This window comes from Paenibacillus sp. FSL R5-0914 (assembly GCF_038004525.1).
Lineage (GTDB): Bacteria > Bacillota > Bacilli > Paenibacillales > Paenibacillaceae > Paenibacillus_AQ.
This window is the reverse complement of the sequence record NZ_JBBORH010000001.1, coordinates 623,471-649,334: the sequence shown is the minus strand read 5'-3', so window position 1 is coordinate 649,334 and position 25,864 is coordinate 623,471. Positions and strand designations below refer to the sequence as shown.

Genomic DNA, 25,864 nt, shown 5'->3' with positions numbered 1-25,864 from the left:
TCCTCTAACAGGAGGTTTTATACTTGGTTCAGGTCGGCGGCCAGAAGAGAAATCCAAGGAGGATTATAGATTATGAGATGGATTGAGATCATGCTTGTCTTATTTAATGTATGGATGTTGGGTGGGTTAATGCTAGGACGCCCTAAATCACAACGCGGGTGGCTGATAGGCGGCGGAATTTCTGCTGTTTTACTGCTTGTCCACGCTTTCGTGGAAGGATTGCGGTGGCCGATGATCCCAATGTATCTGGTCACACTATGGGCGATTGTAGGAGGGGTAAGACCTTTCTTACGACCCACAGCAAGGATAGAAAGAAAGTCGCGACAGCGCTGGAAGACACTAATTATTGGAGGAGTTGGAGTGGTTTATGCTGCTGTGTCCATTGCGCTGCCGCTCCTATTCCCTGTATTTTCTTTTGCGGAGCCCACAGGTCCTTACAAGATAGGAACCATTACCTACCATTGGACCGATTCTGCAAGAGAAGAAAGATTTACGAAAGCATCCGGTGATTCCCGCGAATTAGCGGTGCAAATCTGGTATCCGGCAAGTTCGGAGGCTACTGGAAAAAAGGCGCCCTATTTATCTGATCCTGCTCCCTATATAGAGGGATTGCATGAATTTTTGCACCTGCCGGAGTTTTTATTCTCAGGGTTTAAGCTGGTCAACACCCATGCTATTGCGAATGCCGGATTAGCGGATACAGAATCTAAATATCCTGTGCTTCTATTTTCGCATGGATTTATGGGCTACAAGAATCAGAACATGTTTCAAGTCGAGCAATTGGCAAGTCACGGCTATATTGTCGTAGGGATTGAACATGCTTATAGCAGCGTGGCTTCGGTATTTCCAGATAAGCCTGTGGTGAAGTTTGATTCAGAAGGAAAAATGGGCTATGAGCAAATGAAGTATTCTTTTATGGATCGGCGTAATGAAGTTTGGGTAGAAGATGCGAAGTTTGTGCTTGATCGAATGGAGGCCTTGTCTGCGAACGACCCTAGTGGTCTGTTTACTGACCGGATCGATCTTGAACATATGGGCATGTTCGGGCATTCCTTTGGGGGAGCCACGACGGTGCAAATGCTGCTGGATGATCAGAGAATACAAGCAGGCATCGATATGGATGGGGTACTTTACGGTGAAAAGCGGATTCCTACAGACGGCCTAAAGAAGCCTTTTCTGCTCATGAGTGCCGATGACACATTAAAAGGAGTAGACCAAACCACTGATGCAGAAATCAACGCGCTTGGGACGAACAGAGAAGAAATTACAGCCTACTATAATGAGCTGTTTGCCCGTTATGAGCCGGTAACCGCAGGTGGAAACTATTGGATGACATTCAAAAAAAGCACTCATATGAGCTTCTCCGATCTATATCTGCTCACCCCGTTGTTTAAATGGATGGAGGGTGTGGATGTGAGCGGAACGCATGAGCTGATTAATGAGTACACGCTTGATTTTTTTGACCATTATTTAAAAGGGCAGCCCTTGCAATATTTGAACATCAACCTGGGAGACCATCCGAAGTTCACACTTCAACAAGGCGCAGAGTGAGAGTTCTCCTGCCCGAGTTTCCATTGTAATCCTTGCATCAGCAAGGTATTTCCTTCTACAATAACATCCCATTTGGGATTGAGAAGCAAGCACAGTTTATTAAAGCGTTCTATCCGTTCGGTAGGAGCAGTGTGCATGCATTGAGCATATTGACGGAAAAAGGCAGCTTTATCGCGGAACTGCTCTGGATCTGCATACAGCATCACAAAATCTTCAACAATAGCCTGTACAACAGCGCTGTCTGCTGATAATTTGTGTTGCAGGGCTGCTTCCACCCGGACTCGGATACTCTCCAGCGTTCTGATCCAGGACGCAGCGGGAACACGAGGGTGTCTGACCATATTGAGGAAGGGCAGTTCGAATCGGACAAGCTCCTCCATGTACTGCGCATCATTCATTAGCGCTTGTAGCTCATTCCAAGCTACGGTTTGCCCAGCTGTCACTTTGACTTCATTGATAATATATTTATTGAACAAATATAAAAAAGTATTCTGCCATTCGGATGGCAATTGACTGAACGGTTGTATTTCTTCTATTTTGCTGGAGATGAACTCGTTTCGTTTAGCGGTATTCATGGACAAGGAGTCAGCCAGCTCATTCATGTAATCCATGGAATTGCCTGATGAATCATGCGCTTGGGCTTGGCGCAGAATCGAAATCATATTAGTCAGCGTATTAACCTGCGTCTCCAGTGCTTCGATTTGCCAGTTGAGTGCTGTATTGAGCTGAATCTCTCCAGCGATGACTTGGCGGATCTCGTCAATGCCAAAGTCCAAATAACGCAGTGTTGTGATCAGCCGCAGGCGGGAAATATCTTCGGGAGTATATAACCGGTGTCCACCTTCGCTGTGACTCGATGGTTTCAAAAGATCAATGTCGTCATAATAACGGATGGTTTTAATGGTTGTGCCCAGCAGCTTAGCCACCTCGCCGATGGTTTTGGTATCTTTACGCAAGAAATCACCCCTTCTGATGGAATAATACGATGTTGCAATTGATTGTACCGAAAGGAACAACAGCTTTCAATTAGCGCTTGCATTTGGATGATAGTAGAGCAAACTGGGATTACGGCGTTTACTGCTGGGATGTTTACCATTCTCATAACGCAAAACAGCGATCCACCAATAACGGGGGAGCGCTGTTTTTTACCGCAACTATTTATCAGTATAGATGATGTCTCTTATTGATCTTCTACTATCTCTGACTGCCAGCCTAACTGTCTGCACATCTCGCTCATTTTACGAATATTGAGTCTGGCTTCAATCTTGGTTAGTCCCAATCTGATCGAAGTATCCGCAGCCCAGCGAAGTAAGTACACCAAGGTATCAGCCTGCGCTTCTTTAGCCGCATAATCTAATAATACAAGGGTATTGTCTACGACACCGGCGCGTACATATCCCCAATAGCTGCCATCAAATTGCCGTATGGTAAACAACTCGCGATCCTCTGTCACTCCAACCTCTTCTAGTGGACTCTCCAGATGCTCCAGCCACTCCTTTTCAGAAGTGAAATGTAGTGTATATTGCGGAATGTTCCACTCAGTTGTCTGGGTCGCGAGGTCGGCAAGCTGCTTACTATTTTCTAAAGGGATCCAATTTTCCAAGGGATGATCTAACTCTGCGGGAACGTCTACGACTATTTTCCAGGGTCTGTGGTTTACTTCTACGCCAATGGACCCAAGGATCTCAGGTACGCCGACACTTTCCAAGCCTCTTTGCTTGGCGATCCGAATAAGTGCTCTCAGTGCATCCGGTGAACCTTTTGCAACATCATTACTATGCATGACTACAATGGTTCCATTCTCAAGCGTAGGTTCAACTCTGGCAACGATCTCTTCAGCAGAAATACCAGACCAATCTCCGCAGTCAACGCCTTCAATATCTAGATAATCGCCCCATTCTGTCAGCCACTCGAGATTTTCTTCCCGGAATGAGCAATATGGAAAACGCATGAAATTGGGAGAAGGGAGACCCGTTGCATCCTGATAGGCCAGCTCAGTCAGCTTCAATTGCTCTAAGAATACCGCCTTTGGCACTTGGGCCATTCGCCGATGATGGTACGTATGCGGAGCAAGCACATGACCACGGGACAGGATCAATCTCGCCTTCTCTGGATAGCGATCCATCCATTCCCCAGTGAAGAAAAAGGTGCCGACAGCACCTTCCTCCTCCAAAACATCAAGCCATAATTCAACGGGAAGCTGGGAAGGCCCATCATCAAATGTAAACGCGCAGATGGCTTGGTTCACATCGCCTTTCCAAACCGCTTTAGCTGACATATTGACGCCTCATCTCTATGGTTATTTAGTAAAAAAGTTCGGCAAGAACTCTTTATTGGCTTCCAGCATTTCATCCAGCATACGAACCGCCACATCTACAGATGGAACGAGTGGATGATGCACCATTGCCTGAAGGGCAAGCGCACGGTCACCGGTCACAGCGGCATCAATGGCTAGCTGCTCGTAGGTTTTGACAGCATGAATAAGCCCTTTGGCCATCGGTGGAATCTTAGTCAGTGGTAGAGGTAGTGGTCCGTTCTTGGTGACAACACAGTTCACTTCAATGCTTGCATCATCTGGCAAGAAGTCCAGTATGCCACGGTTAGCAACATTCAAGGTCTGGATGTCGTTTGAACCGTTATAGAGCGATCTCATGAGATTAACTGCTGCTTCTGAATAGAAAGCACCACCGCGTTGTTCTAGCTGTTTCGGTTTCTCGCTCAGCTCTAAGTTGGCGTATAGCTCAAATAGCTCTTCTTCTACGCGTTTGACGACTTCAGCACGGTTGATACCTTGCTTAAACGATTCCATCTGCTCTTCGAGCATGGCATCCGTCATATAGAAATATTTTAAATAGTAGGAAGGCACGGCGCGAAGAGATTTTAGGAATTCTGGATTCCACTCTCGGGCTGGCACGTTCTTGGCACTGTAGCCCTCTGTGAGCATATCATCCAGCTTATCTTCACCTTCAACGTCGATTCGAGTAATCCAGTGTAAGTGATTCAGACCAACGAATTCGGCATAAACACGGTCGGCAGCTACGTTATATTTGGCGGATACTTGTTTGATCAGACCGATAGGTGCATTACAGAGACCGATACTCTTTACTTTGGAGTATTTCAGAACAGCCTCAGTGACCATTCCTGCAGGATTGGTGAAATTGAGCAGCCATGCGTTAGGAGCCAGCTCTTCGATATCCCGGCATACATCCAGAATGACAGGGATCGTACGCAGTGCTTTCATCATTCCGCCAGGACCTGTCGTTTCTTGACCAATGACACCATATTTAAGAGGAATCGATTCATCACGTGCGCGGGCGTCAAGCATACCGACACGCATCTGAGTGCTGACAAAGTCTGCACCTTCGATAGCCTTCCGGCGGTCTGTTGTAAGATGAACTTCAATCGGAAGCCCGGATTTCTCAACCATGCGTTTAGCGAGATTTCCAACGATATTCAGCTTGCGAAGTCCAGGTTCGATGTCTACGAGCCATAGTTCACGAACAGGAAGCTCCTTGTAATGAAGAATAAATCCCTCTACCAATTCGGGTGTATACGAAGAACCCCCACCGATAACTGCGATCTTTAATCCTTGATTAGTTGCCAAGATCAACCACTCCTGTCTTTTTTGTTTGTTGGATCGATTCATAATCTTGAAATTGCCGCATGGTCTCATACGCTTCATTACTAAGGGTCAAACCATCTTGATCCATCGCGGACCATACGGCACCTACTACAGGCTCTGTGGCAAGAGTCACCACAGTTGCTTGTGGAGCTGCGGCTTGTACAGCTTTCTCAATAGGTCCGCGAATCCAGCCGCGATCCCCACGGGTTAGCAGACTTCCCGCCAGAACCACATCGAAGGTGTCCTGCTCCATCCCAAGCTTGTGGATGACTGCAGCAGCGGACTTCCCTAACTCAACGCCTTGCCGATTTAGAATCTCTAAGGATACAGCATCTCCTTCAGCTGCTGCTTCGAAGAGCAAGCGAGCAGCATGAACAGGGACCCTTTTCCAATGGTTGAGGAAATCATTAAACATATCTGCAACTTCCTCATAACCTAGCAAGTTGAGTAGAAGTCCGGTCAAGAGGGTAGGTTGCTCCCGTCCATCCCAAGCTCTTATGACAGAACGAAAGACTTCAATGTTGAGAGCACCGCCACCACCGAAGTCACCGTACATGTAGTCAAAGCCACCACACTGATAGTGCTCTCCTTGCGTGTTTCTGCCTGCCGAATTGGTGCCTGTGCCGCAGATTAGTGCAACTCCATAAGGGCGAGTCGTCCCTGCACGTAATCCGATCATGGTGTCACAGTTAATGGTGTAATTGATAAATCCGATCTCGCGAATCATTGGATGGAGAATGAGATAATCGGCCTCTCGGTCAGCACCGGCAAGCCCAAGATAGGTATGTTGGATGTCCTCCAATCGGAGTCCAGCCTCATCTAGTGCCCCGAATGTGGCCTCTCGAATGCTGTTGGCTGCCTCAAGTGCGCCTGTCTGGTGGTTGCCGTTACCGCTCCTGCCCTTACCGAGAACATTGCCATGTTCATCGCATAGAAGAGCATAGGTTTTGGTGCCTCCACCATCGATCCCCAAGTAGTAAGTCAATGGTTGTCACTCCTTGTTTATATGATTTAATTAATTGGAAGTAGTAGATTCCCGTACAATTAACTCTGGGTCAATCTTTACTCCAGCTCCGCGCTTCATCTTTCCAGAGATACGTTTTAAGAGCATTTCGGCAGCTGCTAATCCAATTTTGTCCGAAGGCTGACGGATCGTTGTTAAATATGGATGAAGCTGTGAAGCAATATAATGATCATCATAGCCAATCACAGCTACTTGTTCGGGTACCCGAATGCCAGCTTCCATTAACGCGTTGATGACTCCAAGGGCGATATTGTCATCGCCAGCGAATACCGCAGTAGGTAATTGTCCTTCGTTCAGCCAACGCTTGCAGGTTTCGTATCCCATTCCAATTTCGAAATCACCATGTACAATCTCAAATGGAGTAAGACCTTTTTCCTCAAGCGCTTGTAGGAATCCGGCACGCCGCTCCCGCGTACTACGGAACATCTCCTGTCCACATAGATGAGCAATTGACGTATGACCAAGCGCTAACAGATGACTGGTAGCCATGTAGCCACCTTTGAAGTTGTCAATCGTGATAGAGTAGGTGTCATTCTCGGGCTTTTGGTTATCAATCAGCACATAGGGGATGCCGCGCCGTTTTAATTCCACTATATAATTATCCTCTTCCATCGGAGAGAGTAGAAACAAACCGTCTACACGATCCTCCTGGATTAAATAATGGCTATCATCCGATTCGATGCCTGCTGAGATGGAGATGGCCAAAAAATAACCATGCATCGCTAAGACTTCATTCAGCTCTTTGACCACTGCGTCAAAAAAAGAATCCTGCAGGGTCGTGACAATAATCCCGATAATTCCCGTCTTACCGCTTGCCAGACTGCGTGCCGCTGCATTAGGGCGATAATCCAGCTCTTTAATGGCCTCCAGCACCTTCTGGCGATTATTCTCGCGTACCGATTCGGCCCCATTTAAGACCCGGGATACGGTTACAACCGATAATCCTGATTTTTTGGCTACATCAAAAATACTCACTTTCATCTCTAGTTCTCCTCGCGGCAGATTTTCCGATCCTGTTTTCTACCTTTAGTATACAGGGTTGGCAGACTGTCCGCTAAACGTATGATTTCAAACAGGTATACCGTCCCTAAAGGGACGGTATACCTGCCAAATATTAACGATGAATGATCTCCGTAACTTTTTTCTGAATCGTCGTCATCACCTCTTCCACCGTCTTATGTCCAGTTTCTACTGGCTGCAATTCATTAATGAACATGTCATTAATTTGCGAGTAGTTGGTGATCAAATGGTTGTAGGATTCGAAGCCATAGTTCACAGCACCCTCGTAGACATTTTTGATATCTTGTGGATCGATGCCGTCAAAATGTTTATAGTATGCTTCAGCAGCTTCGGTGTTGACTGGCGGGTTACCGCCACTAAGCTCAATGGATTTCTCCTGCACTTCGGTAGTGATCAAATATTTGATCCATTCCAAAGCTTCCTTCGGATGTTTGGAGTCCTTCAAGATCAGCAGCGGATCGACGTAAAGTGTGCTGCGTACCTTATCGTTGCCTCCCCATGGTACAGCGGCTACACCGATTTTGAAGGGAAAGTCATTCGCACCTGCAAGGTTCCATGAGCCACCGATAGACATCCCGATTTTGCCTGCAACAAAGGGATCACCGTTCTGTCCAGCTACGCTTTTGCTCCACTCGGAGGAAGGAGAGACTTTATCTTTGAAGACGAGATCAAAGAGTTTGTTGTAGGCAGCAATCACTTCAGGGGAATCAAAATAAGTCTCGGAAGGCACGCCGCCATTCGTCCATGTATCCTCTGAATAAGGCTGCGCTCCAAAATATAATGGCCGCATATCGCGTTCAGACCAGGTGAAGTCTACGCCATATTGTGTTTTGGCAATATCATCGGAGACGAGAGTCATTTGTTTAGCCTGGTCGACCATCTTTTCAAACGTCCAGCTCTTATCTTCATAATCGCTTGTTGGGTAAGTCAGTTTGGCAGCATCAAACATGTCTTTGTTATAGAGCATCAAGGTGACATACATATTAACTGGGATACCATATGTGTGATCTTTAACCTTATAAATGTTCATCAGGTTCTCTGGGATGTTGTAATCCGCTGCCTTGAAACCATCCTCTTTTAAAAGGTCGGTCAAATCGAGCAGCATATCCTTGTTGTAGTATTCTGCGAAACCTCCATAACCCCAGTGACTTGTCACATCGGGTGATTTGCCACCGGCAATTAGCGTTTGCAGCTTGCTGTCGAACTGCTCATAAGGTGCTTTTTCCACTTTTACTTTAATGTTCGGGTGCTGCTTTTCGAAATCAGGAATTAATTTCTCAACAAAAGTCCGGTCTTCTGAATCTATTGTGTAATGGGTGATAGTTACCGTTTCTGCTTTGCCTCCTGAATTGGTCGAGCCACCAGTTCCTTCAGATAGAGTGTTACCCGCCGATTTGCCGCCGCTACAGCCTGACAATGCCAGAACAACAAGCATGGTTGTTGCAAGTAAAAGCGCACTACTTTTCCTGTTCTTGTTCATTAGCTAAACCCTCCATGATTTCAAGTATATTTGGCCGCCCGGATGGCGGATTATTACTTAATCCCTGTAAGTACAATCCCTTCGACGAACTGTTTCTGTGCTACAGCAAACAGCGTAACGATAGGAACCATAGCTAGAACCGAAGCGACCATCAGCAAATGCCAAGGTGGAATGCGGAATCTCGATGAGGTGAGAGAAGCCATCCCGACGGGTAGCGTGAACTTCTCTGACGAGCTTAGGTAAAGCACCGGTGTAAGCAGATCGTTCCAGTTGTAGATAAAAGCAAAGATAGCTACAGTTGCAAGTGCGGGTTTGGAGAGTGGGAGTGCTATAGTAGCCCACATCCGTATTTCGCCGCATCCATCAATGCGTCCGGCATCAAACAGCTCTTCAGGCAACGTGGAGAAGAATTGGCGCAGCAGGAAAATGTTATAAGCTGAGCCGAAAAAAGCAGGCACAATCAAGGGTAGGAAGGTGTCGATCCAGTTCATTTGTGAAAAGAGTACGAATTGCGGAATCATAATGGCTGGATAAGGCAACATCATTGTGCTCAACAATAGGATGAACCATATCTGATTCCCTCTACCTCTGAATCTGGCGAATCCATAGGCGACCAGCGCTGAAGAAATCAAGGTGCCTACAACGCTGAGACCGGCGATAATTAAACTATTTTTGTAAAGCGTACCGAACTGCAGGGTATCAAATATTTCTGTGTAATTGCTCCACTGCCAGCTCTCTGGAAGAAAGGTGGGTGGGAACTTCAGCATCTCACGTTTGGACTTAAGTGAAGTGGAGACCATGAAGAACAAAGGAAGCAGCATCAGAAATGTTGTAACTACTAAAGTAATAAAGCTAAAAATCTTAACAGGCTCCACTTTTCGACGGCGTTTGGTTCCTTTAGTCTGGGGGCTTAGCGCTCTGACTGTACTCATTTGCGTCCGCCTCCTTCGTAGTGAACATAACGGTTAGACAATTTCATAATTAGTGCGGTGCACAGCATAACTACGATGAGGAGCACCCATGCCAAGGCTGAGGAATAACCGGCACGATATTCTTTGAAAGCACTGGTGTAGAGATTATAGACATAGAACCAGGTAGAGTAATTTGGACCTCCTTGAGTCATAACAAAAGCTTGGGTAAAGACTTGGAAGGAATCGATCAGTCCCATAATTAGTTGAAAAAGCAGCACGGGAGAGATCATCGGTAAGGTAATGTTCAAGAAAATTCTGAAGCGTCCGGCACCGTCAAGGTTAGCGGCTTCGATCAAGCTAGCCGGTACGCCTTGCAGACCTGCGAGGAATAAAATCATTCCTGAGCCTGCTGTCCAGAAGGTCATGATGATCAAGGCATATAGTGCAGTGTCCGGGTTCATCAGCCAAGCCGGTCCATGAATACCGAACCAGGAAAGGATGTAATTGAAGAGCCCGATCTGTGGGTTGAAGATCCAGTACCATAGGAGGGACATGGCCACGCCGGATACCATGCTTGGAAAATACATGGCCGTTCGGAAAAAGCCGCGCAGGGGAATGGTCTGGTGAAGCAATAGCGCAAATCCAAGACCGAGAACAAGCTGGATAGGTACACCGATGAAGGTATATCTCAGTGTGACAACCACCGATTTCCAGAATAGGTCATTGTGAAACATCTCTGTGTAGTTAGCGAGCCCGATAAACTTAGGCGGGTGTATGATGTCATAATCAGTAAAGCTGAAGTAAAGCGATGATAAGATAGGATAAAGGGCGAATACTAGGAAGCCGATAATCCAAGGAGAAATGAACAGATACATGTAGAAAGTCTGCCGCCTGTTCTCGCGATTGATCATGACACACCAACCTCTCATTTTAAAGTATAAGCGCTTTAACTTTTGGTCGTGCTAATACTATTAAGTAACAATAATAATAGATACCTTGGTATTAAAGTTTAACCGCTTTAACTTTTTGGTTCGCTTGATAAGCTTATCATAGAGGATGATCACTAAATAATCAATACTTATTTTTAACTATAAGAGCGCTATCAGTCATTAAACATAACATTAACCTTGTTATTTTTTTTGGAAAGTCCCTCGAACAAGACTTCTAAGGTTTTGATGATAGTAATTATAACGTGTGAATGTTATTTTCGATTGATATTTCTCATGCTATGATTAGGTTTGGTCATATTTTGTTAGAAATGAGGAAACTGAATGACGACTAGACCTTACTTAAAAATGATCCAGCATTCTGTTACAACCTCAGGGATTACCTTTGAGGAAGTTACACCGAATTTCGTATATAGAGCTACGGATGGATTGAAATCATTTGTGATGGTAGACGCTGAGATCGGACTAAACAACAGTGCTTCTACGATCATTGCTATGAGTAAATCTCTAACTTATGACGTTTTGCATAAGGCGAATATCCCCGCGGTAGAACATATCTATTTGCCACATCCTGACTCCAAATTTAACAACTTGAATCCTTATTCATTGGCTGAACGTTATTTCCAAACGCTCAATGGGGTGGTAGTTATGAAGCAGGATAACGGGGCACAGGGAAATCATGTGTACAAAATTAATGAGATAGCCGATCTGCACGAAAAGCTGGATTTATTATTTTCTTTACAGCTTAATGGGGCAATGGGTCCCTATTATGAAGCGGAGATTGAGTATAGAATCGTAACTTTTAATCACCAGGCGCGTGTATTCCTTGGCAAAAAAAGAGTTCGCTCTTGGAAGCACAATTTGATTAACGGGGCTATTGCTATTGAGGTTAGCGATCAGGCCAAACGAGCGGCGCTTGCGGCGCTTGCTTCCGAGACCTCTAAAGCGATGGGCCTTGATTTCTGCTCCGTGGATATTTTGGAGACAGATCAAGGCCTCAGGGTGATCGAAGTGAATCATAAGGTTATGCTAGATGAGTATTGTAAGCAGAATCCAAGTGAAGTGCCAGCTCTATCTGATCTTTATCAGGAAGTCATTCTCCAGCGCTTTGAGAAGCTATAAGCCGATATCGAGCAGCGATTGCCCGAATAATCTTTTGGCATTTCCGATAAAGGTTTGCGTGCCGACAATTACAATAATCTCGGAAGACGAGCCAGTTTGTATATGCGTTAGAGCGTCCTCTAAATAGGGGAACTCGTAACTTTGTTCGATAAATCGGTTGGCAACATGGAGTGCATCTGTAGGAAAAGAAAGATGACTAATATCGGGCTTTGTGATGATTAATTGATCCGAGACCGAACTCATCACTTCGATAACCCCTGGGTAATCTTTATCTTTAGGGACACCGATAATTGAAGTTACAGCTCGGCTGCGGTCAGGATTCACCAGTTGAATAAGCTCAGCCAAATAGCGTGCTGATTCTTTATGAATTGCTCCGTCAATTATCGTTAGTGGATCATGGCAGATCACTTCACAGCGACCCGGCCATTGCAATTGTGCAAAGCATTTGAGAACGAGTTCCCTATTCAGAGGACCACTTGTAATATCCTCACATAGTGCGACTGCAGTGGCTGCATTTAGAGCTTGAAATTGCCCCAATAACGGAATCGTTAAGGACGGGTAAACCGCTTGATTTGTCTGAACATTAAAAGTAGTTCCAACGGGTGTTATTGCAATAGAGTCAGCCCAGAACTGCTCCTCATAATACTGCACAGCGTTGGAAGTGAGGTTCGCTTTTATAGTCGCAAGTACGCTCGATTTCTGTTTGCTAATATAGACGTTAGTAGCCTTGTTTTTGACGATGCCCAGTTTATGTAGTGTAATGCTGTTCAGGTCAGGTCCCAAATTAGCTACATGTTCCTCCATAATCGGAGTAATGACAGCCCAATCATTCTTCAGGACATTCGTGTCATCAAACCTTCCGCCTCTTCCACATTCAATTACATTGAAATCGGTATGATTCTCCTTGAAGTACAACGTCGCAATCGCCAGACCCACCCCAACAGGACCTTGATACTCATCAGCGGCAAGCTGATCTTCAATCGTTTGAAATCCCTCGCGAACCACATTTCCTAATCGTATAAAATCCTCTGTGGATATGGCCCGCCCGTCAATCCGTATTCTTTCGTTGAAATCAACCAGATGAGGGGAGGTAAACAAGCCCACTTTATAGCCTAGGTGACTTAACAAAGAAGAGATAAACCTTGAGGTGGAGCCCTTACCTTTACTGCCTGTGACTAGTATGTATTGTTGATCTCGATCCGGATTTCCGACTAGTTCCAGCAATGCTCTGGTTAATTCCGGTCGTCTAACTTGTCCATCCAAAGTTTCTGTGATGTTGTTAATGGCTCTTAGATAAGAGCTGTAGATCATATCTTCTACCTGGGCTTGTGAAGTGAATTCCACGATCATCGCTCCATTTAGTTAATTTTTGCTCGTTCTTCAGATAGCGTCGTGTAGATGATTATCGGAAGTAGTATCAGAGAAATAGCAACGGTCAGAGCGATGCTCCAGCTCAAATCCTTATACAGCTGTACTACTGTAAACAATAGAGCAATTACAGGCAAGACCAGCTTATTTAAGTGTTTTAAGAATAGGGAGTTCATGCTTCTCTTTACGGTAACCGATGTGCCGATACTGGGGATTTCTAGTTCATTTCGTGACAAAGCGGTGATTCCGATAAATAAGTGGCTGTCGATAAATTTGAGCTGATCATCCTCCTCATTTAGCTTGATCAACTGGGCAATATGCTCAGTGTCTATATCTAAGATGGGGACGGTGATTTCTTTGTTGTTATAGGTGATGACGATTTTGTCGGTCTCTTCCATACCCAGCAGCTTTCTAACATTGGGGTGAATTCGGCATAGATTTTGGTGCTCATCAAAAGGGTAGGGATGCCCTACTCTTAGTGTAAGCTCTCTTTTGCCAATAAAAAGATTTCCTAATGCGGTTAAGGGCTGTTTGATTCCCAGATGTATAAGTTTATGTATGCCTGGCTTGGACTGAGGACTTGTTCTTGCACGGGTAATAATTAGTTGATCATCCTCAGTGGCATGAGTCTCAAGTAACAACATGATATATCTGTTGAAATATAGTGCATTCGGCTTGGCTGTGTCATCCTCTTTTAACGTTAAGTTTACCCGAAAGCCATTCTTAGGATTAATCAGCTCTACATGGTTCGAATACTTGTGGACGAGCGTTGGACAAGCTTTGACATAAGGTTTGGCAATCTGGTCCACTTTAGGAATTCCCCGAAAAATCGTGTTGTACTCAGGTTTAGTAATGGTTAATCCTGTTATGGGGCAATCTCCTAGCTTGTCCTTTGCTCTTTTAGATAATTGAATACTGCCTCTAGGGATATCACTTTTAGATAAAAGCAAACAGCTAACCTGAGCATCATTCTCTGCTTTAAGCTCGACAAAGATATGGTGGACTAAGCCTAATTCAGCCAGCTCATCGGGGTTCATCGTGAGTTCTTCCCGGGCAGTATAGCTTTGTTTGTCCAATAGGGTGAAGGTCTGCTCGATATTTATGTTAGGCACCTCCCAATTGATTGATGATTTGTTCGAGGGAATGAATGGTTTTTTGGAATAAATCAAATGATTTCGGGTTACGATAATTTCGATTAATTTCAATTTGAATACTTTGAACTAACAGCTCTTTGGCGGAATACGATGTGACCGTTCCCAGATGAGATGCAGAAAATGTATGGTTTTGATGAACATTGGTAATACCATTATTGAAAAAAATACGTACGACTTCATTTATATTATTTTCTTGTATGGAAGTTCCGTGTAATGTACCTAAATCAATATCAAATTCCCTATCCTTAGAGGCACCATGCAAGTCTATAACAAAGTTAATTTGATGTTCTTTGACAATTGTTCCAAGTGCAGTCTTATATTCTCCGCCAAGGATGTAATTGGGGTCTTCTTTGGAGAAGCTATTGGAATAGATACAGTGACAATTGGTGAGCTTTTGTAACAGCAGCGCAAGAGAACCTGTATACATGTCCGCAGGTTTTACAGAGTGTTCTCTATAGTGGTTAATGGTATGCGGAGCAGACACTAGGACAGGAAGAGTACCTTTTACAATGGAGTAAGAGGGCTCTACCCCGATATCGCCAAAATAATTATTATTAGAGAATTGTAACTCATACTTTTCGATCAGAGATAAGATATGCAATCACCTATTCATAGTTATTTAAAAAAATATAAGAAAGTCGAAGGCGTTTATACTTGTCTATTATAACGTTTGAAGATTTGTAATGGCGAGTTTCTGCAATAAAATGGTTATTGAAATGTTCCAAACGGTGTGCTAATATTTCAATTGAAAACGTTACCGATAAGGATACCGGAAAAAAAGCGGAGAATATTTAAGTGAAATGAAAACGCTGACATTATTCTCGGTGAGCAAGCTCGGAGACGTCTTTAAGAGAGGTAATTTAATAAAAAGTTCGAGGGGGAAGAAAAATGAAGAATATTAAAAAATATCTAGGGCTCATGTTGGTAATGTCTATGGTTGTAGTCTTGGCAGCAGGGTGTGGGAATAAAGAGAACAATACAGCAACCAATGGTGGAAACGCTTCATCTGGTAAAAATGGATCGGTTTACTTTTTAAACTTCAAGCCTGAAATTGCAGAGATATATGAAAAAATCGCTAAGGATTACGAAGCGGAGACAGGCGTTAAAGTAAAAGTCGTAACAGCTGCAGCAGGTACTTACGAAACCAAATTGAAATCCGAAATTTCTAAGTCCGATGCACCTACGATCTTCCAAATTAATGGACCTGTTGGTTTCCAAGCTTGGAAAGATTACACCTTGGATTTGAAAGATACTAAGCTATACAGCTACTTGTCCGACAAAAGCTTGGCTGTAACTGAAGGCGAAGGCGTGTATGGTATCCCTTACGTAGTTGAAGGCTACGGTATTATCTACAACGACGCCATTATGAAGAAATACTTTGCTTTAGCTGACAAAGCTGTTTCGATCTCTTCCACAACTGAAATCAATAATTTCGAGACTTTGAAAGCAGTAGTAGAAGATATGACCGCTAAAAAAGATCAACTGGGTATCAAAGGTGTATTCGCCTCGACTTCCCTCGCTGCTGGTGAACAATGGAGATGGCAGACTCATTTGGCTAACTTGCCACTGTACTATGAATTCAAAGACAACACTGAGTTTGATAACACAGTTCTTGCCGGTCTGGCTTCTAAGGAAGTTGAATTCAAATATAACGATAAATTCAAAAACATCTTTGATCTTTATATCAAAAACTCTGTGACTAAAGAATCCCTTCTGGGTAGTAAATCTGTAGCGGACTCCATGGCTGAATTCGCACTGGGTAACGCAGCGATGGTTCAAAACGGTAACTGGGCTTGGTCACAAATCAATGATGTAGATGGTAACGTAGTTAAAGCTGAGGACATCAAATTCTTGCCTATCTACACAGGTATGGAAGGCGAAGAAAAACAAGGTCTGGCTGTAGGTACAGAAAACTATTTGGCAATCAACAGCAAAGCCTCTGCTGAGAACCAACAAGCTTCTATCGCATTTTTGGAATGGTTGTTCTCCAGTGAAAAAGGTAAAGCTTATGTAACGAACGACTTAGGTTTCATCGCTCCATTCAATACGTTTGAAGACAGCGAAAAACCAGCAGATCCACTTGCTAAAGAAGTATCCGCTTGGATGGAAAAAGATCTGACTTCTGTAGCTTGGACATTTGCGGCATTCCCAAGTGAAGAGTTCAAAAATGTCTTTGGTGATGCGCTCTTGCAATACGCTCAAGGCAATAAAACCTGGGATGAAGTTGTAACCATCTTTAAGGACACTTGGAAGGCTGAAAAGGCAAAATAATAAATGCATGGAAAAATGATTGAATAACTCTCAGTTGTTATAAAGATAAAAGCTTAGTGCCACTGGATTCCCTTTGGAATTTCAGTGGCACTAAGCAACAATTCGAGTGAATTCATCTGTTTCATCATTTTCCATACTGAGATAGGAGAAGACTCCATGGAAAAATCGATAAGAAAATATTTTGCTCTTTTTGCATTACCGACCATAATAGCCTTTGGGATCGCATTTGTTGTACCTTTTCTGCTAGGTATATATTTATCCTTTACAGAGTTTACTACCGTCAATGATGCAAAATGGATAGGTTTTGGAAATTACATTAAAGCATTTTCAAATCAAGAATTTCTAAATGCACTAGGCTTTACTGTTAAGTTTACAGTTCTATCTGTTCTTACGATTAATGTATTCGCCTTCATACTGGCGATGTTGTTAACTAGAAAGCTAAAAGGGACTAATGTATTTAGAACTATTTTTTTCATGCCTAACTTGATAGGCGGTATCGTATTAGGGTACATCTGGCAGCTGATCTTTAATGGAATTCTGTATAAGTTTGGAGTTACTTTGACCTCTGACGCAACTTATGGATTTTGGGGATTAATCATCCTTATGAATTGGCAATTGATAGGTTACATGATGATTATCTATGTTGCAGGTATTCAAAATGTGCCTAAGGATATAGTAGAAGCCGCAAGAATTGATGGAGCTTCACGTTCAAAGATTTTACGTAATGTGACGATTCCACTCGTAATGCCATCCATTACCATTTGTTTATTCTTAACGTTATCGAATTCATTCAAATTGTTTGACCAGAACTTAGCGTTGACTGCTGGTGCTCCTTCTAAGCAGACCTCGATGTTAGCACTGGATATCTACAATACCTTCTACGGAAAAACAGGATGGGAAGGTGTCGGTCAAGCGAAAGCCGTCGTATTTTTTGCACTGGTAGCCTTAATCGCCTTAGTACAACTTGTCATTACTAGAAGAAAGGAGGTTGAGAACTAATGCAACAGACTAGAGCAAAAGACTATTCTATATTCACCATTTTGTTGGTCTTGGCCATTGCGTTCTTATCTCCGATCTTTATTGTTCTGATGAACTCCTTTAAAGGTAAGTTCTACATTAGTGATACACCTTTCTTATTCCCTAATGGAACTACTTTTGTTGGTTTGAAGAACTATACTAGCGGTATAGCGAAGATTGATTTCTTCAGTGCTTTTGGAATGTCCTTGTTTATCACGGTGTGTTCGGTTGCTGTAATCGTGTTATTCACTTCCATGACTGCATGGTATATTACTCGGGTGAAATCAAAATTCACGAACTTGATGTATTACGCATTTGTGTTCTCGATGATCGTACCCTTCCAAATGGTAATGTTCACAATGACTAAGACAGCCAATGTACTGCATCTCGACAATCCGATTGGGATTATCTTGATCTATCTGGGATTTGGTTCAGGGCTATCGGTATTTATGTTTAGTGGATTTGTGAAGTCCATCCCACTGGAGGTTGAAGAGGCGGTTATGATTGATGGATGCAATCCACCGCAGGCGTTCTTTAAAGTGGTATTGCCCATCCTTAAGCCTATTGCTGTAACCGTAGCGATTCTTAATGTAATGTGGGTATGGAATGACTTCCTGTTGCCTGACCTGTTGATCGGTACTGAATACAAAACCATTCCTATTGCGATACAGTACCTAAAAGGTGGATACGGATCGATTGATATGGGAGCGATGATGGCGATGCTAGTTCTAGCTATTGTACCCATCATCATTTTCTACCTCACCTGCCAAAAATATATTATCGAAGGTGTCGTTGCAGGAGCCGTTAAGGGTTAAATAGAATATGTATGTAGAAGCGAGTAGGGTGCTTTTCTTGTTGAGTCTTCTCTTCGAGAATCCCCTACTTTCTTATTTAACGTGTAAAGGAAAGGTAGAAATGGAGAGATTGACTATCATAGATATCGCCAAATTATGTGGGGTTGGCGTGACTACAGTATCTAGAGCTATAAATAATCATCCGGATATTAATGAAGAAACAAAAGCGATGGTTATGAAGGTCATCAAAGAAAACCATTATGTACCGAATAACAGTGCCAGAAATTTAAAACGTTCCGATTCGAAAACGATTGCAGTATTGATCAAAGGGATATCAAATCCATTTTTCAGCCCGATGATTAAAGTATTTGAAAAAGAGATCCAGCGAAAGAAGTACTCCTTTATCCTACAACGAGTCGATGAGAATCAAGATGAGATCGAAGTGGCAATTGAGCTGGAGAAAGAAAAGCGCCTGAAGGGAATTGTGTTCCTGGGGGGATTATTCTCACACTCTCAAGAAAAATTACAGCAATTGACGGTTCCATTTGTCCTCAGCACGATTGGGATGACGGAAGAGTTTGATCTAAGTAACTATTCTTCTGTATCTGTAGATGACTTTAATGAGAGCTACAAAATTGTAGACTATTTATGTAATCTGGGACATGAAAAAATCGCAGTTATTACCGCGCCTGAAGATGATGTGAGTATCGGTAAATTAAGATATGAAGGATATAAAAAGGCTCTTTCTGATCATGGAATAGCTTATAATGAACGGCTAGTACGGCGGATGAAAGAAGATATTGATAGCTATAGTATGGAAAATGGGTATGCGGTTACAAAAGAACTGCTGGAGTCAGGGGAAGAGTTTACCGCTATTTTCACCTTATCAGATAGTATGGCCATCGGCGCTTGTAAAGCCATATTTGAAGCAGGCAAGCGAGTTCCTGAAGATTACTCTGTGGCAGGTTATGACGGACTGGATATTTCCTTCTATTATAATCCTTCTATCACTACCATCAAACAGCCAGTGGTAGAAATTGCGGAAGCGTCGATTAAGATTTTGTTTGATCTCATTAATAAGAAGGTCAATCATGCGCATCAGATTTTCCCTGCAGAATTAATCGTTAGAGAATCTACGAGGTCTATTTTGTAGTTTCAAAAAGTTCATATGTTTAAGCTTATTTACGAATCGGGGTGGGGAGATAGAACCGCAAGAGATTAAACTTAATGATATCAGCAGCATCACACGGTTTCTCACCGCATTCGGTGACCCTACTCGGATTCGGATTGTTATTAGGTAGAAAAGGCCGCTCCTATTTAATTCCGAAATTTCAAGTCTTTGCTCAGTGCACTTCGAAACATCCCCACACTTAACAATACCAAGGGTAGAAATAACCCGAAGGTTATAATGTAGTACACCCAATAATTATCAAACACCGCATTGTAATAGGTGTAATTCGGAGCAATGAGAGGTGCTAGTGCGATTAGGATCATCCCAGTAGGCAGAGTTAGCACCCGAAACTCTTTTAAGTTTAATAATTGGGATAACCCTAGGACGAAAGCATAGAAGTATAATGTTACTTCTATAAACAAGGTTAACATCCACATTAGAGCTATCATGGCTTCAACCCGCTCAAAGATCCCACCAACCGATATGCGTCTTGCTATGTTATAACTGGGATATATATCTCTGGTCGTTAAATCCGGACCTAGTACTAATACGGAAACAGTGACTGTCAGGAAGATGATAATCCCACCTAGGAAACAGCCCTGTAATAAGGCTTTTGTTATTTTTTTTTGTTGATTTACATAAGGGAGGAACATTAGAAAGACAACGGGTTCTAAGAAGGTGTAAGCCGAAATGGAGATGGACCCTCTTAGCACTGGCTTTATTCCGTCCTCCAATATGGGCAGCATTCTGACTATTTCCATCTGAGGAATAATGGCGACCGTTAGGATTAGAAATAGGATTATAACCATGGGAGTAAAGATCTCACCCGTTCGTCCGATAACCTCAATACCGAGTCGTGTTGCCATAATGACAATCAGTATAAATAAGATTAGAATGGCCGGAATGGGGGTTCCGGGTAACATTTCCGAGGTCACGAAATCAGCGACTTCCCGCATACTTCCTACGGTAACGATGAGAAAATACATTAAGGTCAAAAGAGATATAATAGTCCCTATCCATTTTCCAAAAACCTTTTGAATCACTTGGATAAGCGTTAGGTTGGGGTATAACTTTGCGAATTTGCTGTACAAAAAAATGGCTAGTAAACCTACGATCATTCCAATTAAGGAGGAAATCCAGGCATTTTGTTTGGCGTAGTGTGTAGTGGAAGGGGGGATTACAAGAATGGAATCCCCAATGGTAAGAAGCATAACAAGAATGGTAAGTTGACGAATACTTATTTTACCCTTTTCGAGCATGGCTTTGTTCCCTCCAATTTATCACTTCGTCTCTTCCAAGAAAGAGTTAGTTACTTTCCCTAACTGGCGAATCTCTATGTTCATCTTTACGTTTACTGGTAAGTTAACAAAGGTTTGATCCCAATTATCCTTCAGTTTTTTCCACGCCTGTGGGTTAGAGCGATGGATGACCTCGCCAAATCCAAAAATATCGGATTTGTATTCTTGTTGTACTTTTTTAATCGTAGTCTGGAATAAATGCTCTACTTTTACGTTAGCGATTTGTTCTAATTCGGTGATGGTCTTTGGATTGGTGAGGTCTAGATTTCTACATTGAACTTCTCCTAAATCTGTTTCTATATGTTGCTCGATACTGATTTCTGGGTTGTTGCCATTCATGCTGCCTTTTACTTTTGATTCGGCCTTGAATATATCAAGAGATATCTTTTTATCTTTATCTTGGGGACAATTAATGAAGGAAATCGTACTCTTTACCTTATTCGTTAAATAGTTATACACTTTTGATTCCTCTTGGTTTAGCCAACCGATCAATTTGTCCTCTTTGAATACGGCCAATCCAGAGTATTTCAATTCTGTTGGAGAATCTACGGTTTCTACATTCTTCGGAGTTTCTCCTGCATCTACATTTCCATTGATGACAACCCCTGTTAAGACTGGATTCTTACCCCTACTTACAAGTTCTGTAATCAGTGTTCCTAATGTCACAGTAGATGTAGGTGCCCATTTTTTCTCCGATGTTTCTAGGCTGGAAAACAATCGCACAGCAGGAATCTTTTCGAGGCTAGTTAATATTTTCAAAGTATCTTCTGCCCGTGCATCCTTTGCCACCACAATAAAGTAATCATTTCGCGCTTCGGTATCTCTTGACATGAAATCAAGAACGTCATTGATTCCCTCTTTAGCCAGAGCCTCGCTAAGGACTAAGATCCGCAGATGAGAGATGTAAATTTTACGTGGACTAATGGTTGTGATCTTCCTAAGCGCTTCATATACAGTATTTCCTGTCTCTTTGTAAAGGTTAACGGGTGATTGAGGACTTCCCCCTTTTGAGCCAGCGATTTGACTGGGTAAAACCACTTGTGCAGAAACTTGATATTGATCTCCGATCTTATCGATGCCGATCCCTACGGCAATCGCGAGATCATTCATTTCCTGTCGACTCCAGCAACCAGTTAACCCAATTTGTATGAGAACAAGAAGACAAAGTAGAAGTGATCTTCGTTTCATGGTGTACTCCTCCGTTAGATCTCTCGGGTTTAGTCCCATTATTTTTAAGATAACCAGGCATTTACCATGTCGGCTACAGGTTTATAGATGAACACCATCCAGGCTAACGGGTCTGAGATCGAGATATTCATGACGTAAATCAGACTAAAAAAAGTTCCCAGCAACAGAAGAAATAAAAAAACCCAAAATTCCTTGATTAAATTTTTCCTCAGCATAAGAGGCACTTCGATGGCTATAATAACGGCTACAATGATGAGGATCACTACTATACCCAATGTTCACAACCTCCCAAACAATCTTTAGTTCCGAGATGTTAAGTCTTTGCTGAGTGCTCTACGAAATATGCCCATACTTAATAACACAAACGGTACAAAAATACCGAAGGTTATAACATAGTACACCCAATAATTATCAAAAATAGCGTTATAATAAGTGAAATTCGGAGCAATGATTGGAGCGAGTGCCACTAAAATCATCCCTGTGGGTAAGGATAACACGCGATAATCTTTTAATTTTAATAATTGGGACAACCCCAGAACGAAAGCATAGAAGTACAAAGTTACTTTTATAAACAAAGTTAACATCCATTGTAGAGCTATCATGGCTTCAACCCGTTCGAAGAATCCGCCAACTGATATACGCCTTGCGATGTTATAACTGGGATAGATATCTCTAGTCGTCAGATCCGGACCTAACACCAGGATGGAGACGGTGAGCGTAATAAAAATTACAATACCGCCTAGAAGCGTACCCAGTAAGAAACTCTTTGTTATCATTTTTTGTTGATTTACATAAGGAAGTATCATGAGAAAGACAACTGTTTCTAAAAAGGTGTAAGTAGTGATGGAGATAGCCCCTCTTAGAACAGGCTTTATTCCGTCCTCCAATACGGGCAGTATTCTGACAATTTCCATCTGGGGAATAATAGCAATCGTCTGGATTAGGAATAAGACAATGAACATAGGAATGAAGAGCTCGCTAGCTCGCCCTATAACCTCAATACCGAGTCGTATTGCCATAATCATAATCAGTATAAACAAGATTAGAGTGGCCGGAATAGGGGTTCCAGGTAACATTTCCGAGGTCACAAAATCACCGATTTCTCGCATACTTCCAACGGAAACCATAAGAAAATAGATTAAAAATGTAAGGGATATAATAGTTCCTATCCATTTTCCAAAAGCCTTTTGAATCACTTGAATAAGCGTTAAATTGGGATATGACTTTGCGAACTTGCTGTACATATAGACTGCTAATAAACCTGCTACCATCCCAATTAAAGTGGAAATCCAGGCATTTTGTCTGGCGTATTCTGTAGTGGAAGAGGGAATTATAAGGATAGAATCGCCAATAGTAAGGAGCATGACAAGAATGGTTAGCTGACGGGCACTTATTTTTCCCTTTTCTAACATGGTTTCGTTCACTCCTAATGATTACTTCATTTCTTCCAAGAAAGAGTTAGTTACTTTCCCCAACAAGCGAATTTTACAAAGATTTTCGTTTCAAGATTTATTCCTCCGTCAGATCTCCTGGTTTTTCCGGTGGTGTACTCTTTTCCCGAACGAGATTTTTTTGATTAATTAGCTTAGGACGGGTAAACATAGCCCAACGAGGCATTCGGAAAAAGGTGTCCTTTTGATCAACAAGATTAAACGGAGCTAGCGGGCTCATATAAGGAACTCCAAAGGAGCGTAAACTGCACATGTGCAAAACAATCGCAATAATTCCGATAATGATCCCGAACAATCCGAAGGAAGCGGCTAGAAACATCATTGGGAAACGAAGCATTCTGACCGTCAAGGCGAGATCAAAGGCTGGTAGAACAAAGCTGGAGATTGCCGTGACAGCTACGACAATGAGCATGGCGGCAGAAACAATGCCAGCATCTACTGCAGCCGTTCCAATGACTAGCGTTCCCACTATAGAGACAGATTGGGCTATGGTTTGAGGCATACGCACGCTGGCTTCTCTTAGAATCTCAAAAGCAAGCTCCATTAAGAGGGCTTCAATAAACGCTGGAAGCGGTACGCCTTCCCGTTGAGCAGCTAAGCTAATGAGTAGGGTTGTAGGCAACATCTCTTGATGGAAAGTAGTAATAGCTACATATAAGGATGGGGCTAAAAGAGAAATGAATATACAGAAATAACGGAGCATCCGAACTAAGGTACCAACATCTGCACGTTGGTAGTAATCCTCAGCGGTCTGCATGAAGGACACGAATGTAGTAGGAACGGTCATCACTATAGGTGTTCCGTCTACTAATATAGCTACTTTCCCTTCCATAAGAGCAGCTGCAATAACATCAGGACGTTCGGTATGATGAATGGTTGGAAATGGAGTATAGGTTTCATCCTCGATTAATTCCTCGATATAACCACTCTCCAAGATGCCGTCAATATCTATCCGATCTAAACGTGAATGTACTTCTTGCACCACCCCGTCATCTACAATCCCTTTAATATACATAATGGCTACATCTGTTTGGGTGACACGCCCAATGGGTTGTGTTTCTAACCATAAGTTAGGGTCTTTTATTTTACGCCGGATTAATGCGGTGTTGGTACGCATGCTTTCTGTGAAGGCTTCCTTAGGTCCGCGGATCACCGTTTCGGTGGCACTTTCTGTTACACCACGATCTTTCCATCCACGCATGCCAATCGTGAAACCCTTAGCGTATCCATCTAGTAAGAGGATCACATCTCCGGATAATAGGGAGGTTAACAAAGAATTGAACTCTGTCGCATCTTTGATATCACCTACGGTAAGCATGTGATTTTTTAATAAGGAATAGTTGTCTTTCTCAGGTTCTAAGCTCAAATCTGGAATTTCTAAGACAAGGGACTCCAGAATGAAATCTTGAATAGCTTTACTGTCAGCAAGTCCATCTGTATAGAAAATAGCGGCTTTCATTTGTTGCTTGGAGCCAATGAAGAAATCTCTGATCACAAGGTCTGTGCTATTGCCGAGCGCCTTTTTTATATGTTCAATATTATCTTGAAGGTTTTCTTTGAGAGGTTCTTTAGGTAATTCTCTAGTGGGGTTGGGGTGCCCTAATGTAGGGTTTTTGAATATTTTTGTTATGGTTCTGTTTAGAAATCCCATAGTTGTTATCCCTCTTCCGCAAGCTGCTGTGAAATTAGCTATTACCAAAATGCGGTGGGATTATTCTTTGAATAATCAACTGCAGATTTGGGGATGAGCATGCAAAAAAAAGCCGTCGAGAGAATCTCGACAGCTAGGGCTAGAACTAGGTATTTAAGAACTTTAGGACGTCCAGTCGTTATATAAATGTTTCTCAGTTAGGATGGACAACAACTGGATACCGACCTCATTATGGCCACCTTCAGGGATGATCAAATCGGCGTATTTTTTGGATGGCTCAATAAAAGCTTCGTGCATTGGTTTAACCGTGCTCAAATATTGGTGATGGATCGATTGAATGCTCCGACCGCGTTCCTCGATATCGCGGAGTACCCGGCGGAGGATGCGTACATCAGGATCAGCATCAACAAAGACTTTGATATCAAGCATATCGCGGAGGTTCTCGTCGGATAGAACATGGAGTCCCTCGATGATTACAATATTGTTTGGTTTCAGTTCTACAGTCTCCGTAGTGGAGCGGGCATGAACTGTGAAGTCATACACCGGTGCATATGCGGCCCTATCTTCTCGCAGACATTTAAGATGCTCAATAAGCAGCTCGTTATCGAAAGCGAAAGGATGATCGTAATTGATGGATTCACGTTCAGCGAAGCTGAGGTGTGAATGATCTTTATAGTAGTTATCTTGAGATATGAAAGTTACCTTTCCCGTTCCAAGACGGTCAATGACGGAGCGGGCTACGGTTGTTTTTCCCGAGCCGGTGCCGCCGGCGATACCAATGATGAGCATGTGATTCAATAACCCTCCCTAAGATTGCCGTTGCA

General features: G+C 42.9%; 23 protein-coding genes. 6 read left to right on the top strand and 17 right to left on the bottom strand.

The genetic code is table 11. From position 1 onward, the window contains the following. The first annotated feature begins 72 nt into the window (after window positions 1–72). Window positions 73–1,551 carry an alpha/beta hydrolase family protein gene (locus MKX60_RS02710; RefSeq protein ID WP_076286667.1) on the top strand — a complete coding sequence of 493 codons (1,479 nt, stop codon included), beginning with the start codon at window positions 73–75 and terminating at the stop codon, window positions 1,549–1,551. Here MKX60_RS02710 and MKX60_RS02705 read toward each other — a convergent pair. The 8 genes from MKX60_RS02705 to MKX60_RS02670 all read right to left on the bottom strand — a co-directional run bounded on the left by MKX60_RS02705 (window position 1,533) and on the right by MKX60_RS02670 (window position 10,519). After that, a complete protein-coding gene (locus tag MKX60_RS02705; protein ID WP_256716338.1) occupies window positions 1,533–2,507 on the bottom strand; it encodes a MerR family transcriptional regulator in 975 nt (324 codons plus the stop codon). The two genes, MKX60_RS02710 and MKX60_RS02705, sit on opposite strands and share 19 nt — an antisense overlap. Before the next feature lie 224 nt (window positions 2,508–2,731). Then, a complete protein-coding gene (locus tag MKX60_RS02700; protein WP_341059035.1) occupies window positions 2,732–3,829 on the bottom strand; it encodes a polysaccharide deacetylase family protein in 1,098 nt (365 codons plus the stop codon). Between the two features lie 21 nt (window positions 3,830–3,850). Beyond that, window positions 3,851–5,155, bottom strand: a complete 1,305-nt coding sequence (locus tag MKX60_RS02695) for a 6-phospho-beta-glucosidase (protein ID WP_371915750.1) — start codon at window positions 5,153–5,155, stop codon at window positions 3,851–3,853. Continuing rightward, window positions 5,145–6,158 carry an N-acetylglucosamine kinase gene (locus MKX60_RS02690; protein ID WP_341059033.1) on the bottom strand — a complete coding sequence of 338 codons (1,014 nt, stop codon included), beginning with the start codon at window positions 6,156–6,158 and terminating at the stop codon, window positions 5,145–5,147. The genes MKX60_RS02695 and MKX60_RS02690 overlap by 11 nt, the downstream gene beginning before the upstream one ends. Before the next feature lie 30 nt (window positions 6,159–6,188). Further along, window positions 6,189–7,178 carry a LacI family DNA-binding transcriptional regulator gene (locus tag MKX60_RS02685; protein ID WP_042184112.1) on the bottom strand — a complete coding sequence of 330 codons (990 nt, stop codon included), beginning with the start codon at window positions 7,176–7,178 and terminating at the stop codon, window positions 6,189–6,191. 133 nt (window positions 7,179–7,311) lie between these two features. Further along, complete coding sequence (locus tag MKX60_RS02680) at window positions 7,312–8,697, bottom strand: ABC transporter substrate-binding protein (RefSeq protein WP_339799748.1); 1,386 nt, start codon at window positions 8,695–8,697, stop codon at window positions 7,312–7,314. Between the two features lie 53 nt (window positions 8,698–8,750). Then, window positions 8,751–9,629 carry a carbohydrate ABC transporter permease gene (locus MKX60_RS02675; protein WP_042184115.1) on the bottom strand — a complete coding sequence of 293 codons (879 nt, stop codon included), beginning with the start codon at window positions 9,627–9,629 and terminating at the stop codon, window positions 8,751–8,753. After that, a complete protein-coding gene (locus tag MKX60_RS02670) occupies window positions 9,626–10,519 on the bottom strand; it encodes a carbohydrate ABC transporter permease (RefSeq protein ID WP_042184117.1) in 894 nt (297 codons plus the stop codon). Before MKX60_RS02670 ends, MKX60_RS02675 begins: the two co-directional genes overlap by 4 nt. A gap of 360 nt (window positions 10,520–10,879) precedes the next feature. Here MKX60_RS02670 and MKX60_RS02665 point away from each other — a divergent pair, with 360 nt between their 5' ends. Further along, window positions 10,880–11,677 carry an ATP-grasp domain-containing protein gene (locus MKX60_RS02665; RefSeq protein ID WP_341059032.1) on the top strand — a complete coding sequence of 266 codons (798 nt, stop codon included), beginning with the start codon at window positions 10,880–10,882 and terminating at the stop codon, window positions 11,675–11,677. On the opposite strand, the gene MKX60_RS02660 is transcribed toward MKX60_RS02665, so the two are convergent. The 3 genes from MKX60_RS02660 to MKX60_RS02650 all read right to left on the bottom strand — a co-directional run bounded on the left by MKX60_RS02660 (window position 11,672) and on the right by MKX60_RS02650 (window position 14,800). Further along, on the bottom strand, window positions 11,672–13,021 hold the full coding sequence (locus MKX60_RS02660; RefSeq protein WP_341059031.1) for a bifunctional folylpolyglutamate synthase/dihydrofolate synthase: 1,350 nt from the start codon (window positions 13,019–13,021) through the stop codon (window positions 11,672–11,674). The two genes, MKX60_RS02665 and MKX60_RS02660, sit on opposite strands and share 6 nt — an antisense overlap. A gap of 14 nt (window positions 13,022–13,035) precedes the next feature. After that, window positions 13,036–14,082, bottom strand: coding sequence for a hypothetical protein (locus tag MKX60_RS02655; RefSeq protein ID WP_341059030.1), 1,047 nt, complete (start codon window positions 14,080–14,082; stop codon window positions 13,036–13,038). Between the two features lie 67 nt (window positions 14,083–14,149). After that, entirely contained in the window at window positions 14,150–14,800 is a 651-nt protein-coding gene (locus MKX60_RS02650) for a hypothetical protein (protein WP_341059029.1), read from the bottom strand. Between the two features lie 287 nt (window positions 14,801–15,087). Here MKX60_RS02650 and MKX60_RS02645 point away from each other — a divergent pair, with 287 nt between their 5' ends. The 4 genes from MKX60_RS02645 (at window position 15,088) to MKX60_RS02630 (ending at window position 19,434) form a co-directional block, all read left to right on the top strand. Further along, window positions 15,088–16,470, top strand: coding sequence for an ABC transporter substrate-binding protein (locus tag MKX60_RS02645; RefSeq protein ID WP_076286658.1), 1,383 nt, complete (start codon window positions 15,088–15,090; stop codon window positions 16,468–16,470). Window positions 16,471–16,626: 156 nt separating this feature from the next. Next, a complete protein-coding gene (locus MKX60_RS02640) occupies window positions 16,627–17,469 on the top strand; it encodes a carbohydrate ABC transporter permease (protein ID WP_042184126.1) in 843 nt (280 codons plus the stop codon). Further along, entirely contained in the window at window positions 17,469–18,302 is an 834-nt protein-coding gene (locus MKX60_RS02635) for a carbohydrate ABC transporter permease (RefSeq protein WP_042184128.1), read from the top strand. The genes MKX60_RS02640 and MKX60_RS02635 overlap by 1 nt, the downstream gene beginning before the upstream one ends. A 100-nt stretch (window positions 18,303–18,402) precedes the next feature. Next, the gene (locus tag MKX60_RS02630) at window positions 18,403–19,434 is read left to right on the top strand and encodes a LacI family DNA-binding transcriptional regulator (RefSeq protein ID WP_076286657.1); all 1,032 of its coding nucleotides are present in this window, start codon (window positions 18,403–18,405) and stop codon (window positions 19,432–19,434) included. A gap of 164 nt (window positions 19,435–19,598) precedes the next feature. Here MKX60_RS02630 and MKX60_RS02625 read toward each other — a convergent pair whose 3' ends face one another. The 6 genes from MKX60_RS02625 to udk form a co-directional block, all read right to left on the bottom strand. Continuing rightward, window positions 19,599–20,711: a GerAB/ArcD/ProY family transporter gene (locus MKX60_RS02625; RefSeq protein WP_076286656.1), complete on the bottom strand. Its 1,113-nt coding sequence runs from the start codon at window positions 20,709–20,711 to the stop codon at window positions 19,599–19,601. Window positions 20,712–20,732: 21 nt separating this feature from the next. Then, the gene (locus MKX60_RS02620; RefSeq protein ID WP_341059028.1) at window positions 20,733–21,938 is read right to left on the bottom strand and encodes a Ger(x)C family spore germination protein; all 1,206 of its coding nucleotides are present in this window, start codon (window positions 21,936–21,938) and stop codon (window positions 20,733–20,735) included. A gap of 44 nt (window positions 21,939–21,982) precedes the next feature. Then, a complete protein-coding gene (locus MKX60_RS02615; protein ID WP_076286654.1) occupies window positions 21,983–22,213 on the bottom strand; it encodes a hypothetical protein in 231 nt (76 codons plus the stop codon). A gap of 24 nt (window positions 22,214–22,237) precedes the next feature. Continuing rightward, window positions 22,238–23,350, bottom strand: a complete 1,113-nt coding sequence (locus MKX60_RS02610) for a GerAB/ArcD/ProY family transporter (protein ID WP_076286653.1) — start codon at window positions 23,348–23,350, stop codon at window positions 22,238–22,240. A 97-nt stretch (window positions 23,351–23,447) separates the two neighbouring features. Next, on the bottom strand, window positions 23,448–25,040 hold the full coding sequence (locus MKX60_RS02605; protein WP_341059026.1) for a spore germination protein: 1,593 nt from the start codon (window positions 25,038–25,040) through the stop codon (window positions 23,448–23,450). A 162-nt stretch (window positions 25,041–25,202) separates the two neighbouring features. Beyond that, window positions 25,203–25,829: a uridine kinase gene (udk, locus tag MKX60_RS02600; RefSeq protein WP_042123429.1), complete on the bottom strand. Its 627-nt coding sequence runs from the start codon at window positions 25,827–25,829 to the stop codon at window positions 25,203–25,205. Window positions 25,830–25,864 lie beyond the last annotated feature (35 nt).

Bases quoted from the DNA above. Each gene is read 5' to 3' on its own strand.
- MKX60_RS02710 (WP_076286667.1), top strand. From the start codon at position 73: ATGAGATGGATTGAGATCATGCTTGTCTTATTTAATGTATGGATGTTG.
- MKX60_RS02700 (WP_341059035.1), bottom strand. From the start codon at position 3,829: ATGTCAGCTAAAGCGGTTTGGAAAGGCGATGTGAACCAAGCCATCTGC.
- MKX60_RS02685 (WP_042184112.1), bottom strand. From the start codon at position 7,178: ATGAAAGTGAGTATTTTTGATGTAGCCAAAAAATCAGGATTATCGGTT.
- MKX60_RS02680 (WP_339799748.1), bottom strand. From the start codon at position 8,697: ATGAACAAGAACAGGAAAAGTAGTGCGCTTTTACTTGCAACAACCATG.
- MKX60_RS02675 (WP_042184115.1), bottom strand. From the start codon at position 9,629: ATGAGTACAGTCAGAGCGCTAAGCCCCCAGACTAAAGGAACCAAACGC.
- MKX60_RS02670 (WP_042184117.1), bottom strand. From the start codon at position 10,519: ATGATCAATCGCGAGAACAGGCGGCAGACTTTCTACATGTATCTGTTC.
- MKX60_RS02665 (WP_341059032.1), top strand. From the start codon at position 10,880: ATGACGACTAGACCTTACTTAAAAATGATCCAGCATTCTGTTACAACC.
- MKX60_RS02655 (WP_341059030.1), bottom strand. From the start codon at position 14,082: ATGAACCCCGATGAGCTGGCTGAATTAGGCTTAGTCCACCATATCTTT.
- MKX60_RS02645 (WP_076286658.1), top strand. From the start codon at position 15,088: ATGAAGAATATTAAAAAATATCTAGGGCTCATGTTGGTAATGTCTATG.
- MKX60_RS02640 (WP_042184126.1), top strand. From the start codon at position 16,627: ATGGAAAAATCGATAAGAAAATATTTTGCTCTTTTTGCATTACCGACC.
- MKX60_RS02635 (WP_042184128.1), top strand. From the start codon at position 17,469: ATGCAACAGACTAGAGCAAAAGACTATTCTATATTCACCATTTTGTTG.
- MKX60_RS02630 (WP_076286657.1), top strand. From the start codon at position 18,403: ATGGAGAGATTGACTATCATAGATATCGCCAAATTATGTGGGGTTGGC.
- MKX60_RS02625 (WP_076286656.1), bottom strand. From the start codon at position 20,711: ATGCTCGAAAAGGGTAAAATAAGTATTCGTCAACTTACCATTCTTGTT.
- MKX60_RS02620 (WP_341059028.1), bottom strand. From the start codon at position 21,938: ATGAAACGAAGATCACTTCTACTTTGTCTTCTTGTTCTCATACAAATT.
- MKX60_RS02610 (WP_076286653.1), bottom strand. From the start codon at position 23,350: ATGTTAGAAAAGGGAAAAATAAGTGCCCGTCAGCTAACCATTCTTGTC.
- MKX60_RS02605 (WP_341059026.1), bottom strand. From the start codon at position 25,040: ATGGGATTTCTAAACAGAACCATAACAAAAATATTCAAAAACCCTACA.
- udk (WP_042123429.1), bottom strand. From the start codon at position 25,829: ATGCTCATCATTGGTATCGCCGGCGGCACCGGCTCGGGAAAAACAACC.